General features: G+C 68.0%; 13 protein-coding genes. 10 read left to right on the top strand and 3 right to left on the bottom strand.

Annotated elements, in window-relative coordinates:
• Positions 1 to 1,065, top strand: coding sequence for a molybdopterin cofactor-binding domain-containing protein (locus tag RVY76_RS14835; protein WP_317377031.1), 1,065 nt, complete (start codon positions 1 to 3; stop codon positions 1,063 to 1,065).
• A 60-nt stretch (positions 1,066 to 1,125) separates the two neighbouring features.
• On the opposite strand, the gene RVY76_RS14830 is transcribed toward RVY76_RS14835, so the two are convergent.
• The 3 genes from RVY76_RS14830 to RVY76_RS14820 all read right to left on the bottom strand — a co-directional run bounded on the left by RVY76_RS14830 (position 1,126) and on the right by RVY76_RS14820 (position 5,504).
• On the bottom strand, positions 1,126 to 2,064 hold the full coding sequence (locus RVY76_RS14830) for an SDR family oxidoreductase (protein ID WP_317377177.1): 939 nt from the start codon (positions 2,062 to 2,064) through the stop codon (positions 1,126 to 1,128).
• Between the two features lie 649 nt (positions 2,065 to 2,713).
• On the bottom strand, positions 2,714 to 5,032 hold the full coding sequence (locus RVY76_RS14825) for a xanthine dehydrogenase family protein molybdopterin-binding subunit (protein WP_317377030.1): 2,319 nt from the start codon (positions 5,030 to 5,032) through the stop codon (positions 2,714 to 2,716).
• A 10-nt stretch (positions 5,033 to 5,042) separates the two neighbouring features.
• Positions 5,043 to 5,504 carry a (2Fe-2S)-binding protein gene (locus tag RVY76_RS14820; protein WP_317377029.1) on the bottom strand — a complete coding sequence of 154 codons (462 nt, stop codon included), beginning with the start codon at positions 5,502 to 5,504 and terminating at the stop codon, positions 5,043 to 5,045.
• 338 nt (positions 5,505 to 5,842) lie between these two features.
• On the opposite strand from RVY76_RS14820, the gene RVY76_RS14815 reads away from it, so the two are divergent.
• The 9 genes from RVY76_RS14815 to RVY76_RS14775 all read left to right on the top strand — a co-directional run bounded on the left by RVY76_RS14815 (position 5,843) and on the right by RVY76_RS14775 (position 13,816).
• Positions 5,843 to 6,568 carry a response regulator transcription factor gene (locus RVY76_RS14815; RefSeq protein WP_317377028.1) on the top strand — a complete coding sequence of 242 codons (726 nt, stop codon included), beginning with the start codon at positions 5,843 to 5,845 and terminating at the stop codon, positions 6,566 to 6,568.
• A complete protein-coding gene (locus RVY76_RS14810; RefSeq protein WP_317377027.1) occupies positions 6,565 to 7,977 on the top strand; it encodes an ATP-binding protein in 1,413 nt (470 codons plus the stop codon). The genes RVY76_RS14815 and RVY76_RS14810 overlap by 4 nt, the downstream gene beginning before the upstream one ends.
• A 217-nt stretch (positions 7,978 to 8,194) precedes the next feature.
• Positions 8,195 to 9,130, top strand: coding sequence for a LysR substrate-binding domain-containing protein (locus RVY76_RS14805; RefSeq protein WP_317377026.1), 936 nt, complete (start codon positions 8,195 to 8,197; stop codon positions 9,128 to 9,130).
• 323 nt (positions 9,131 to 9,453) lie between these two features.
• Positions 9,454 to 9,834, top strand: a complete 381-nt coding sequence (pcaC, locus tag RVY76_RS14800) for a 4-carboxymuconolactone decarboxylase (RefSeq protein WP_317377025.1) — start codon at positions 9,454 to 9,456, stop codon at positions 9,832 to 9,834.
• Complete coding sequence (pcaH, locus tag RVY76_RS14795) at positions 9,831 to 10,547, top strand: protocatechuate 3,4-dioxygenase subunit beta (RefSeq protein ID WP_317377024.1); 717 nt, start codon at positions 9,831 to 9,833, stop codon at positions 10,545 to 10,547. The genes pcaC and pcaH overlap by 4 nt, the downstream gene beginning before the upstream one ends.
• Positions 10,547 to 11,152, top strand: coding sequence for a protocatechuate 3,4-dioxygenase subunit alpha (gene pcaG / locus RVY76_RS14790; RefSeq protein WP_317377023.1), 606 nt, complete (start codon positions 10,547 to 10,549; stop codon positions 11,150 to 11,152). The genes pcaH and pcaG overlap by 1 nt, the downstream gene beginning before the upstream one ends.
• On the top strand, positions 11,145 to 11,978 hold the full coding sequence (locus tag RVY76_RS14785; protein WP_317377022.1) for a 3-keto-5-aminohexanoate cleavage protein: 834 nt from the start codon (positions 11,145 to 11,147) through the stop codon (positions 11,976 to 11,978). Before pcaG ends, RVY76_RS14785 begins: the two co-directional genes overlap by 8 nt.
• A 3-nt stretch (positions 11,979 to 11,981) precedes the next feature.
• On the top strand, positions 11,982 to 12,764 hold the full coding sequence (pcaD, locus tag RVY76_RS14780) for a 3-oxoadipate enol-lactonase (protein ID WP_317377021.1): 783 nt from the start codon (positions 11,982 to 11,984) through the stop codon (positions 12,762 to 12,764).
• On the top strand, positions 12,761 to 13,816 hold the full coding sequence (locus tag RVY76_RS14775; protein WP_317377020.1) for a 3-carboxy-cis,cis-muconate cycloisomerase: 1,056 nt from the start codon (positions 12,761 to 12,763) through the stop codon (positions 13,814 to 13,816). The genes pcaD and RVY76_RS14775 overlap by 4 nt, the downstream gene beginning before the upstream one ends.
• Positions 13,817 to 14,072 lie beyond the last annotated feature (256 nt).

The raw sequence follows: 14,072 nt of genomic DNA, 5'->3' as shown, positions 1-14,072 counted from the left end.
GTGAAAATCCCGAAAACTTCTTCGGCCCCCGCGGCCGGGGGCGCGCTTGTCGCGATGGGCTGTTCGTCGGTCGAGGGATACTTCACACATCTACGACAAGCCGGCGCGCAGGCGCCAGATACCGATCCAGATCGCCGCCGCGCATCGGGATGTCCCTGCCAAAGAGGTCATGACCCGGCACGGCACGGTGCTCCACGTCCCCACCGGACCATCGCCGGCACCGAGGTCGAGCGGCTGGACATTCCAGACAAGACGACCGGCACGCCTGTCTCTGCTATCGATGTCGACCTCCCCGACACGGTTCATCCGGCCTTGCTCCTGTCCCCGGTCAAAGGCGAGACGCCGATACCGAACTCAGCCGCCGCTGCCCGCGCAATCGACGTCATCGTTATGGATCACGCCGCCGCTGTCGACGCGGACGGGAGGGGCGCGGACGTCTGGCTCGGCACACAGAGTCAAACGATCTCGATCATGATCGCCGCTGCCGTCCTCGGCACCACGCCCGACCGCATCCGGTTCCATGCCATGCAGATGGGTGGCGGCTTCGGGTGCCGGACGGTCGCGACGCGCAAGCAGCGACCCCGGCATCGTCATTCGTCCTCAGGCCCATCGCGCCAAGACGAAGGCGGCATCACGTTTGGTCTGTCGAGTGTCCTGCGCGAACGCTCGACCTTCACGGCGGGACAGATTGAAAAGACCAACTTCTACAATCAGGTGCCAATCCGGATCTCCGACATTCCGGAGATCGAAGTGCAGTTCGTCGGGTCGGGAGAGCCCCCGAGCGGTGGCGGTGAGATCGGCGTCCCGATGACCGCTCCCGCCATCGCAAACGCCCTGTCCGCGCTCACGAACGAACCGCAGCGGCAATTGCCGTTTTCGATGGAACGCCAGGCCCGGGTTGTCGGAGAAACGACCGATCCGCCACTTTTCCGTCATCCACACTTCGAACGAAGCGTACAACAGGGCCGTCGACCGGACACCTCCCATCGGTCCCGACCCACTTGGAGATCGGCGCGTTCGGCACCAGATTTGCTGGTTGGCTGCGGGCCTGATAATACTCCATAACCCGCTTGCGCCCCGGTCGGAGGCGCACGCGGATGACCGCGGCGGTCTAGGTTCTCACGCTCATCCAGTGCCCCACTGCCCGCCATCACCGAAGCGAACGCCCGTCAAACGCTCCGAGCCCACCCATAGCCGCGAGGCTGCTTCGGTATCCGCTGCTTGCGCGGGTAGACGGGCCCTTACGGGATATCCGCGTGTCTCGCTCAGCCGGTCGGGCCCGAAATATCCGCCGCCCGCCGCGGCAGGAGAGGTCGCGGCGTAGAGAATGGGCAGGGCACCCTGTGCGGCGGGCTGGAAGAGGATCGGAAGCCAGGTGCGGACAAGTCGGGCGACGTCCCAACGGCCCGCCGAGTTCGGCAGCAGATCGGTGCGCGACACGCCGGGATGGGCGGCGACGCTCGTGATCCCCCATCCCTCGTTCCGGCTGCGGCGTTGAAGCTCGATGGCGAACAGCAGGCAGGCGAGCTTCGACTGGCTGTAGGCGGTCATCGGTTTGTAAACGCGTTCGGCATTGAGGTCTTCGAAGTCGATGGTGCCGGCGCGGGCGGCGATACTGCTGACCGAGACGACCCGTGCCGAACTGCATCCTCGGAGGAGCGGCAGCAAATGCGCGGTCAAAGCGAAGTGGCCGAGATAGTTCGTGCCGAGTTGCAACTCGAAGCCGTCACGAGTCTCGCGCCGATCCGGCGGCGTCATCACCCCGGCGTTGTTCACGAGTACGTCGATCCGGTCGAGTTCGCGCCTCATGCGATCGCCGAAGGCGGCCACGGAAGCGAGGCTTGCGAGGTCGAGCTGTTCGAACCGCACGCGGGCATGTGGCTCCGCATCGCGGATACGCTCGACCGAACCCGATCCCTTCGCCGGGTTCCGGCCGGCGAGGATCACGTCCGCTCCTGCCCGGCACAGGGCGAGCGCGGTCTCGAACCCGATGCCGCCGGTTCCGGTGACGACGGTCAGGCGGCCGGTCAGATCTGGAATGTCGTTTGTCGTCCATTTCATGATGAGGATACTCGTTTTGTGAAGGACCGGCCCGGGTCGGGACGGGCTATGCGGCGTGAGATCCGGTAGACCGAAGATGGCGGGACGTTCCGCCAGGTTCCGCCCGCCCGCCGTGCCTCGAGGCCCAGGCGGTCGAGGACCGCCTGTGGGACCGGGCAGCGCGGGCCGTAGGTGAATTGGTGGAAATGGCCAACGGGGTGCAGACAATCGAACGCACCCGACAGGATCCGTGTCACGGTTCGCGTCAGCATCGAGAGAAGTCCGAGGCCGCTTACCACCCCGCCGGCTTTCGCCGTCGGAAAAGGGCCCTGACGTCAGACCGGGACGCATCCCCCTGCGCCACTCGCACACCCGGGAACCGGCTCCGCAGATCGGTGTGAAGTTCCACGAGTGTCAGCTCTTCCGTCCGAATCCCTCGATCGAGCAGCGCCCGGGTAAAGACGCCTGTCCCGAGTGCGAGTCCGAGCACAGGGGCCAATCCGAGATCGATCTCCCGGGTCATCGGGTTCGCCAAGGCTGCGCCGGACGGAAGGATGGCGGCGACCTGCAGCGGATCGGCCGCCCCTGCCCGCAGGAACCGCCGCATGTCCGACGGGCGGTCTCCTCCCGGTCCACGTCCGCAGGGTGAAGCGACTGTCATCCGTTTCACCCCTCAGACCTGCGCGGCCGGCAGGACCGAGCGGATGCGCCCGCCACCCAAGGTCTCCGTCACGGCCAGCGGGAGCGAGCGTAGCCGCCGCCCCGTCGCCGCGAAGATCGCGTTTGCGATTGCCGCAGCCGCCGGTACGACGCCGGGTTCGCCCACCCCGGAGGGCGGCTGGTCACTCTGAACGAGAGCGACCTCGATTGCGGGCGCGTTCGCGAGCCGCTGGACCGGAAAGTCGTGGAAGTTCGTCTCGACGACTTCGCCGTTCCGGATGGTCAATGCGCTCATCAACGCGCTCGTCACGCCCCAGGCGATGCCCCCCTCCATCTGGGCCACGACCGAGTCCGGATTGATGACGAGACCCGCGTCGATTGCGCAGAAGACCCGATCGATGCGGACTTCGCCGTCATCCGACACCGTCACTTCCGCGACCTGCGCGACGATGCTGCGATAGCAGTCCTCGATCGCGATGCCCCGGCCCCGCCCGGAGGTCATTGGCCGGTCCCAACCGGCCATTTCGGCGACGCGATCCAGCACGGCGCGGTGACGGGGGCTGTCCCGAAGCAGGTCGCGCCGGTAGGCGAGCGGATCGATCCCGGCCTCGGCGGCGCATTCGTCGACGAAGCTCTCCGTGAAGAAGGTGTTGAACGAGTAGCCGTTGGACCGCCAGAAATGGATCGGCATGTGGCTCGGGACGTTCTGGCTGCGTATCCTCCGGGCCGGGATGGCGTAGTATGCCTTGTCCAGCCCCTCGACCGTAAGCGCGTCGCCGTCCGCGCCGGGTGCGAAGGGCAGGTTGCGGCTCGCCATCGAGTTCAGGATCGATTGCGCCGCGACCGTGGCATCGTAGGCCAGCGGCATCCCGTTCGGCCCCAGTGTGGCGCGGAGCCGCCCGGCGGCCTGGCTGCGGTAGAGACCGCGTCCGATGTCCTCCTCGCGCGGCCAGAGGAGTTTGACGGGGCGCCCGGGATACGTCGCCGCGAGGAACGACGCCTCCGCGATGACGTCCATGTCGCTGCGCCGTCCGAAGGCCCCGCCGTTCATCGTGACGTTGAGCGTTACCCTGTCGGGCGAGACCCCCGCCCATCCCATGCCGCGGGTCACCCCGCCGCTCATCGTCGCGCGGTTCTGCGAGGGTGCCCAGACCTCGGCACGGCCGTCTTCATGCAGGACGGCCGTGGCGTTCATCGACTCCATGCAGGCATGGGTCGCGTAGGGCACGTCGTATTCGGCCTCGACGATCCGGGCACCCGGGGCGGACAGAGCCGCCGCGACGTCGCCGTCGTCGATATGGTCGTGGGGCGCGGCGGCGTCCAACGCGGCCTTCATCCGGGCCGCCAGGCTTGCGGTGTCCTCGCCATCGGCATCTGTCCCGCGCCATTCGGCGTCGAGACGCCAGGCGGCCTCCTCCGCCTGCCACCACGAGGTGGCGACGATCGCGACGTGCCGCCCGTCGATCGCCACGACGTCGACCACACCGGGTGCCTCCCGCACCTCGCGCTCGTTGCGAATGAGCGCGAGTTCGGCGCCGAAGACCGGCACGTGCCGGATCGACGCGTGCAGCATGTCCGGCAGGACGACATCCATGCCGAAGACCGGCGCCCCGCGCACCTTGGCCGGAATGTCGACACGGGACTGCGAACGTCCGACGATCCGCCAGTCCGCGCGCGCCTTTAGGACGGGATCGGCGGGGGGTGCCAGCCGGGCGGCCTCCCGCGCGAGGTCGCCATAGGCGATGACGCGGCCGGACCTGTCGTGATGCACCGCGCCGTCGGCGGTCCGCAGATCCGCGACCGGAACGCCGAAGCGGATGGCCGCGGCCTCGACCAGCATCCCGCGCGCCGCCGCGCCTGCCACGCGCATCGGGTGCCAGAGCGCCATCATCGACGCCGACGCCCCCGTCGCGATGAATCCCAGTTCACCCAGTATGCGCCGTCCCAGCCATACGACGGGACCGCGTGCATCCTCTGGCCGGACCTGCAGAACGTTGAACCACGAGGAATAGGCCGGGTGAGACTCGGTCGGGAACACCACCCTGATCCGGTCGTCGAAGGGCAGGTCCATCTCTTCGGCCAGCACCATGGCCAGGCCGGTATGGATGCCCTGCCCCATCTCGGTCCGGGGTACGTTGATCGAGACGCCCCCATCCGAATGCAGGACGACGAAGGCGTTCAACTCGGTTCGGTCGGCACCGACCTCGCCGCCATCCAGGCCGTCGACGTCCAGGGTGGCCAGGTAGCCCACGCCGCCGATCCCGGCGACGAGCGCGGTGCCGCCCGCGACGGCACCGGTCAGAAGGAAGGCGCGTCTCGATAAGATAGGCATGGTCGTTCCCTCAGTTCTGCTGCATCGCTGCGGCGCGGTGGATCGCGCGGCGGATGCGGGGATAGGTGCCGCAACGGCAGATGTTGGTGATCGCCTCGTCGATCTCCGCATCGGTCGGGGCCGGGGACCGCGCCAGCAGGTCCGTTGCCGCGATCAGGAAACCCGGCTGACAGAAGCCGCATTGCGGCACCTGTTCATCGATCCAGGCCTGCTGGACGACCGAGGGCGTGCCGTCGGCGGCCTCCAGCCCCTCGACCGTGGTGATCGCGACGCCTTCGAGGCTGCCGAGCGATACGACGCAGGACGGGGTCGACACGCCGTCGATCAGGACGCGGCACGCCCCGCATTGTGCGATGCCGCACCCGTATTTCGGGCCCATCAGGCCCAGATTTTCGCGCAGGACCCAGAGAAGTGGTTTGGCCGGATCGGCCGCGACGTCGACCGGCATGTCGTTGACGGTGAATGCGGTCATGAGACCTCCCGTGGGTGCAGGGGCCGATGCGGGACATCCGCCGGCCGGCCCTGGATCGAATGGCGGCTCCCTCGCGCGGCTGTCGCGCTCCGGACCCGGAAGCGGCCTGCCGGCGACCTGCGGTACGTCGGTGCCATCGTGCAGCTTCGCGGCCCTCGTTAGGGCGTGCGTGTCGCGCGGCTGTGTCGCCCGTGTCGTGGTCCGTATCGAATTGTATCGCTCCTACCCGGGACCTTCGACGCGGCACGGGTTCGGATACATTCCGATACAGTTTTGCACGCCGATCCCCGCGCCGGATGCTGTAGAAGGGTTGCAACCGTCATGCCACGAGACCCGCGATGGACCACGTCCCTCATATTGCCGTCGTCGACGACCACCGCGAGATCCGCGAACTCATCGGCCAATATCTCAAGAAGCAGGGCTACCGCGTCAGCACGGCCGAGGGCGGGACGGCGCTTCGACGGCTTCTCGACACCGGTGCGCCGGACCTCGTCGTTCTGGACATCATGATGCCGGGCGAGGACGGGCTGACGCTGTGCCGTACCATCCGTTCGCGGCCCGGGCCAAGCATTCCCATCATCTTCCTGACGGCGCGGACCGAGGAGACGGATCGCGTGATCGGGCTCGAGCTGGGGGCCGACGACTACATCGTCAAACCGTTCTCCTCGCGCGAGCTGGTGGCACGCATCAAGGCGGTGCTGCGAAGGTCGAACTCACTGCCGCCGCAACGGGTCGTTCGGCGCGCGTCCGCCATACGCTTCGATCGCTGGGTCCTGGATTTCGGCCGGCGGGAGCTTCAGGGCGACGACGGCATCGGCGTCCCGCTGTCCACTGCGGAGTTCAGGCTGCTGAACGTGTTCGTTGAGCGTCCCGGAATAGTCCTGTCCCGAGACCAGCTGCTCGACCTCACCGTCGGCCGGGAGGCGGAGCCATTCGACCGCTCGATCGACAACCAGGTCAGCCGCCTGCGGCGCAAGGTCGAGCGCGACCCGAAGAATCCCGTCATCATCCAGACCCATCGCGGGGGCGGCTACAGCTTCATGCCCGAGGTCTACACGACGTGACCCGTCTCCTGCGCATCTGGCACGGCAGCGTCGCCGCGCAACTTCTCGTGTCCATGCTCGCGGCCCTCGCCCTGTCGCAGGTCGTGTCCCTCTCGATCCTGTGGGACTACCTGCAGGAGGACCTGCGCGCGTCGGCCCGGACGGAACTCGCGCATCGGGTCACCGCGCTCGCCCGTCTCTTCGAGACCGCGCCCCCGGCCTTCCGGGACGATCTGATCCGGATCAGCAGCACCGAGACGTCGCGCTTCTGGATCACGCAGGAGGCGCCGGTCACGCGCGATGCCTGGGTGCGCCGCGCCTTCGGTCTGTTCGACACGCCCCTGGGCGACCTGCTCGACGACATGGATGGAGCCACGGCGCAGAGCCCCCTGCCCCCCGACGCGGATGCGCATCACTTCCTGTCGGGCGCGGCGTGGACGGGACCGATGCCGGCCTCGGGCGATCTCTCGGACGCCTCCCTGTCCCTCGACTTCGCCAGCCGGAACGGCGCGGGCCTCATCATGCCGCTTGCCGATGGCAGCTACCTGAATGCCGCATATTACAAGGGCCTTCCGAAAACGCTTTTTCGAACGCACCTGCCGCTCTCGCTCGCCCTTGCAGCGATCCTGATCTCGCTGGTGGGGGTCCTGACCGTCCGCCGCATCGCGCGCCCGCTACGCGACCTGACCGTCGCGGCCGAGACCCTGGGCCGGGGTGAAGCCGTGCTCCCGTTGACCGAGCGCGGACCCGAGGACGTCCGCCGGACGATCGCGGCCTTCAACGTCATGCAGGACCGGATCCACCGCTTCGTGGCGGATCGAAGCCGGATGCTCGCCGCGATCGGGCATGATCTTCGCACGCCCCTGACGACGCTGAAGCTGCGCGCCGAGCTGGTGGAGGATGCCGAATTGCAGGAGCGGATGCTCACGACCATCGACGAGATGCAGGCGATGACGGAATCCGCCCTGTCCCTCAGCGGACGCGAGACGACCTCCGAGCCGACTCGCACGATCGATCTGAACGCCCTGGTCGAGAGTGTCTGCGACGACCTCGCGGAACTGGGGCAGCCGGTCCGCTTTCGATCGGGCGGGCGCAGGACGTATCGCTGCCGTCCGGACGGATTGCGCCGCGCCATCCGCAATCTCGCCGAGAACGCGGTACGCTACGGCGGCGGCGCTGAGGTGCGCCTGGCTGCGGACAGGACGGCCATCCGCATCCTGGTGGAGGACGACGGTCCGGGCATTCCCGCCGACCGGACCGAGGAGGTCTTCGCGCCGTTCTTCCGGCTCGAAGGATCGCGTTCGCGCGAAACGGGCGGCGTTGGCCTGGGCCTGTCCATCGCCCGCGCCGTCGCCCGCCAGCATGGCGGCGACATCGTCCTGTCGCCACGTGACCCGGGGCTACGGGCTGCCATCGTCCTGCCCGTCTGAAAGGCGATCCAGGCTGGCCGTCCTGACGGACGATCCGGCATTGACGGTCAGGTATCGCCTGTCGCTGCAATCATCGAGCGATTTGCGCGCCACGGCCGTCGACTGCCCCTTGCACCCGCCATGGTGACGCGGCGGGATGCGCCCTGTGCCCCGTCGCGGGTCTTCCATACCGCGAAAGGCGCAGTAAGGTGGGGTCCGATTGGGGAGCTATGAAGCTTTGACTATACATCGCGGCGTCAAGCTCCGGCATCTCAGGATATTCCTCGCCGTCGCCGAGGAACGCACGATCTCCGCCGCGGCCCGCAAGCTGGGAGTCGCGCAGCCTTCGTTGTCGAAGGCGATGGCGGATCTCGAGGCGATGCTGGGCGTGGAACTGCTTGCGCGCGTGGGCCGCGGCGTCGTTCTGACCGCGGAGGGGACGACGTTCCGGCGCCATGCCATTCTTGCCCTGCAGCAGCTTGAAACCGGCGCCGAGGCCATCCAGGCCGGAGGGAGCGCCGGAACGATTGCGGTTGGTGTGCTGCCGACGGCGGCGGGGCGGCTTCTTCCGGACGCGGCGCTCGATCTGCGGACCCGCCGCCCCGGTCTGAGGCTCGCGATCACCACCGGACCGCACCGTCATCTGGTCGAACGGCTCAGGGCGAACGAGATTGCCCTGATGGTCGGGCGAATGCCGGAAGCCGCTGAGATGCCCGGCCTTCGGTTCGAGTGGCTCTACGATGAAGAGGTGGTTCTGGTGGGCCGGAAGGATCATCCTTTCGCCCTGCACGATCATGCCGCCGCGTTGCGGGCGAACCCGCTGATCCTTCCGAACCGCAACGCCATCATCCGCCGCCCGGTAGAGGATTTCCTGGCGGTGTCGGGCATTCTCGACCCGGTCATCGCCTTCGAGACGGTATCGCTGGCCGCCGGTTTGCGTCTTCTGGAGGGGTCGGACATGCTCTGGTTCATCTCCCGCGGCGTGGTCGAACGAGAATTGCGGAACGGTTCGCTGCATCGATGGCGTCTCGAGGCCCCGTTTCTCTCGGGCGCGCTCGGGATCACGACCCGGAGGGAGGAGTCGCCGCCCGAGGACGTCGAAGCCCTGATCGACGCCCTGAGCGTCGTCGCCGCCCGCCTTCGGGGGTCCCGGATCGTTCGGTTCGACCGGTAAACGCCCAGCCTTTTCCCTCTGGCCCGCCGGAACCTCCGCGAAAGGCACGCCGGATCGGCACACGGGCAATTCGCAGGCGAACCGAGGGATCGTGTTTGCGGTAGAGGCGCGCGTCCTGCATCGGCGTGGCCTCGACGAACGCGGCTGCCGTCATTCGGCTCACCGACAGGCAGATGCGGCTCGGATGATCCGTGCAATGACGTCGGCCCGCCCCCGATCCATTCCCAAACGGTTATAGCTCAGGCTGCGGATTGCCAATGTATCCGGCGTTTTCGTTATGCCATGGTGGGATGCGGGAAATTCCGAGGATGAGGCGCTGCAGGATGACGACACGAAACGAAACCGGCACGAAGGTGCGGCGGCGGGTTCTGGGCGATGATCACGTGGCCCGTGCAGAGCGGTCCAGAACGTCGTTCGACGCGCCGTTCCAGGACTTCATCACCGAAGGGGCCTGGGGATCGGTCTGGTCGGGACCGCAGTTCAGCCTGCGGGAGAGATCGTTGGTGACGCTGGCGCTTTTGGCGGGGTTGGGCAATTTCGAGGAGTTCGCGCTGCATGTGCGCGCGACGGCCAATACCGGCGCCAGCCCCGAGGATGTGCGCGAGGCCTTGATGCACGTGGCGGTCTATGCCGGCGTGCCCCGCGCCAATCACGCGATCAAGGTCGCGAAGGAGATCTACGCCGAGATGGGAGTGAATTTGTGAGTTTCGAATATCATCAGCGGGACCGGCGCCAGCACCCACCTGCCCTGACGCCGGACTACAAGACGACCGTCACGCGCGCGTCCCGGCTGCCGCTTCTGTCGGTCGAGAATTCGCTATCGGAGATCACCGGGCCGACCTTCTCCCATGCTGCGCTGGGGGACCTCGACCACGACCTCGTGCACAACTATACCGGCGCGCCTGCGATGGGAGAGCGGACCATCGTCCACGGCCGGGTCACCGACGGGAACGGCAACCCCGTGCCGGGCGCGCTTCTGGAAGTCTGGCAAGCCAATGCCGGCGGACGCTACCGGCATGTGAAGGACGGCTACGTCGCACCGCTCGATCCGAATTTCGGCGGCTGCGGGCGCTGCCTGACGGACGAGACAGGCTACTACGCGTTCCGCACGGTAAAACCCGGAGCCTATCCGTTCCGGAACTTGTCCAACTCGTGGCGCATGGCGCATATCCATTTCTCGATCTTCGGCGCGGGCTTGGCGCAGAGGCTGATCACCCAGATGTATTTCGAGGGCGATCCCCTGCGCGCCCAGGACCCGATCGCGCAGACGATCCCCGACCCGGCGGCGCTCGATCGGCTCATGGCCCCCCTCGATCTCGACGCCTCGGTGCCGCTCGACAGCCTCGCCTACCGGTTCGACATCGTACTGAGAGGGCGGCGACAGACCATGTTCGAGAACAAGCTGGAGGGGGCGTGATGCCGCTTGAAAACCCAAGGGAGACGCCGTCTCAGACCGCCGGACCCTTCGTCCATATCGGCACCCTCCCGAGCCTTGCCGGGCTGTCAGCCTACCCCGCCGAGATCGGTGCCTCCATCGCCGGGCCCGAGGTTCTCGGACAGCGCATCGCGATCGAGGGATGCGTCTTCGACGGGCTCGGCGTTCCGGTCGGCGACATGGTGATCGAGGTCTGGCAGGCCGATCCGCAGGGCATTTATCCCCACCCGGCCGATCCGCGGCACGCCGATGCCGCGTCCGGCTTTACCGGCTTCGGTCGTGTCGCCACCGATTTCGAGACCGGCGCGTTCCGGATCGAGACGGTGAAGCCCGGCCCCGTGCCGGGAAGGCATGGGCATGTCCAGTCGCCGCACCTCTCGCTCTGGCTGGTGGCGCGGGGGGTGAATGTGGGCTTGCACACGCGGGTCTATTTCGGCGACGACGACACCGGGGCGGATCCGCTCCTCGGCATGGTCGCTCCCGCCTTCCGTCGCGAAACCCTGATCGCGACTCCGGCGGAGGACGGCGTCTATCGCTTCGACATTCATCTTCAGGGCGACAAGGAGACGGTGTTCCTCGATGTCTGATCCCGCCATCATCTGCGTCGCGATCACCGGATCGGTGCCGCGCAAATCCGACAATCCGGCCGTGCCGGTCACCCTGACCGAACAGGTGGAAAGCACCCAGGCCGCCTTCGAGGCCGGGGCCACGATCTGTCACGCCCATGTCCGCAACGAGGACGAGAGCCCGAGTTCCGACCCCGACCGCTTTGCCGCCCTGAAAGAGGGGGTGGAGCGGCACTGTCCCGGCATGATCGTCCAGCTCTCCACCGGCGGCCGGTCGGGCGCGGGAAAGGCGCGTGGCGGCATGCTGTCGCTCAGACCCGACATGGCGTCGCTGTCGGTGGGATCGAACAACTTTCCCACGCGCGTCTACGAGAATCCGCCCGATCTCGTGGCCTGGCTCGCCGCCGAAATGCGCGAACACGACATCAAGCCCGAGATCGAGGCCTTCGACCTTTCCCACATCTATCAGGCGAAGGCGATGCACGACCGCGGCGAGCTAGCGGACATCCCCTACGTCCAGTTCGTCATGGGGGTGCGCAACGCGATGCCTGCCGTGAAACGGGTGTTCGATTTCTACGTCGAGACGGTGCGCGACCTCTTCGGTCCCGACGCACCCTGGTGCGCCGCCGGAATCGGACGCCACCAGGCAGAGCTGAACCGCTGGTCGGCCGAGGCCGGCGGGCACCTGCGGACCGGGCTCGAGGACAACATCCGGCTCGACCGCGACCGGCTCGCGCCGTCGAACGCGGCTCTGGTCGCGCGCGCGGCGGAAATCGTCGAGAGCGCGGGTCGCCGTGTCGCCACCCCGACCGAGGCGCGGGCCATCCTCGGGCTGCGGGCCGCCTGAGCGATGCCCGACTTCGTCCGGATCGACGGGACCGTGCTGCATGTCGATCATCGCGCGGGCACCGGGCGCGCGGTGGTGTTCCTGAATTCTCTGGGCACGGATCTGAGGATCTGGGACGCGGTGGTGGAACGGCTTCCGGTCGAGCGCCCCATCCTGCGGATGGACAAGCGCGGCCACGGGCTGAGCCAGACGACGCCGGCCGACATGGCACGGTATGCCGCCGATGTCGCGGCCACGATGGAGCGGTTCGGCCTGTCCGGCGCGCTTGTCTGCGGCGTCTCCGTGGGCGGCATGATCGCCCAGGAACTGGCGCTCGCCCGGCCCGACCTCGTGGCGGGGCTGCTCCTCTCCAATACCGGCGCGAGGATCGGCGACGTGGAGAGCTGGACGGCGCGGATCGATGCGCTCCGTGCCCACGGGATCGACGCGATGGCCGATGCGGTGCTCGAGCGTTGGTTCTCAGCCGATTTCCGTGTCAGGCGCGGGATCGAGCTCGAGGGCTACAGGGCGATGCTGACCCGCACACCGCCCGACGGGTATGCCAATTGCTGTGCCGCGATCCGCGATACCGATCTGCGCGCGCGGACGGGCGACATCGCGGTCCCCGCGATCTGTCTTGCCGGCACGGCGGATCTCGCGACGCCGCCCGAGCTTCTCGCAGATCTGGCCGAAAGCCTGCCCCGCGGCGCGTACCGCGAGATCGAGGGCGTGGGACACCTGCCCTGCATCGAGCGGCCCGACGCCGTGGCCGAGGCGATCCGCGACCTGTGGGACCGGATCGGATGATCTCGGTCTTCGACCATCCCTGGCTCGGCGGTCTCTTCGGCGACGCGGCGGCACAGGCCATCTGGTCGCCCGAACGCCAGCTCGGCCACCTCGTATCCGTGGAGGCGGCCTGGTCCCGCGCGCTCGGCACCGTCGGACGGGTGCCTCCGGATACGGCCGCGACCGCGGCCGCGGCGATTGCCGGATGGACCCACGATTTCGACCTTCTCCGCCAAGGCACCGCCCGGGACGGCTTGCCGGTTCCCGCCCTCGTCCGCGCGCTGAAGGATGCCGCAGGCGACGCGGCGGGGGCGGTGCATGCCGGTGCCACGTCGCAGGACATAATGGACACCGCGCTTGCCCTGACCCTCCGGGAGACGTCGGATCTGCTTGAGGAGCGGATTGCCGCGCTGGAAGCTGCGCTCGCCGTACTTTCCGACCGGTTCGGAACCCGGCCCCTGATGGGTCGCACACGGATGCAGGCGGCGACTCGGATCACCGCGGGCGACCGGATCGGCGCCTGGGCCGATCCTCTGCCTCGCCACCGCGCGCGGCTGGCCGAGCTCCGTCCGCGCGTGGAACGGCTGCAGGTCGGCGGGGCATCGGGCGACCGCGCCGCTCTCGGTGCCGACGCGGACGCGATGATGTCGGCACTCTCGACGGAGCTCGGCCTTGCCCCCGCCGACAGGGCCTGGCACGCCGCGCGGGACGGGGTCGCGGAATACGCCTCCCTCCTGTCCCTTCTTGCGGGAAGCTGCGGAAAGATCGGGCAGGACATCTGCCTGATGGCGCAGCAGGGCGTCGAGGAGGTCGAACTGGCGGGCGGCGGTGGGTCTTCGGCCATGCCCCACAAGCACAATCCCGTCCGGGCCGAATTGCTTGTCACCCTCGCCCGCTCGGCCGCAACCGACGTCTCCGGCCTTCATCACGCGCTGGTCCACGAGCAGGAACGTTCCGGAGCCGCCTGGTCGCTGGAATGGATGATCCTGCCCGGCCTTGCCATGACGGCTGCACGCGCCCTCGGCCTTGCCGCGGAGGTCGTCGGGAACGTGAAGCGGATCGGGTCAGCCTAGCGGGAACCGCTGCATCGAGCGGGATATATCGGTGCATCCCGACACCGGGAAACATCGATCCCGGGCCGTGATCCGGTCCGAGACTATCGGTTCACCAAAAAACGTCATGCTTCCGGCCCTGCGCTGGTATCCCGATACCCGCTGTCCTGCCGCGACGTTCGAGGCATGCCGCTCCGAGGCAGGATCGTCGTCGGCACGGCCACCATCTGCCGCAGGCTGCGCGCGTTCCAGCGCGTCTCCCCTGCCAGGGCGATCC

This window comes from Palleronia sp. LCG004, from assembly GCF_032931615.1.
Classification (GTDB): domain Bacteria; phylum Pseudomonadota; class Alphaproteobacteria; order Rhodobacterales; family Rhodobacteraceae; genus Palleronia.
This window is presented reverse-complemented; position numbering and strand designations above follow the sequence as displayed.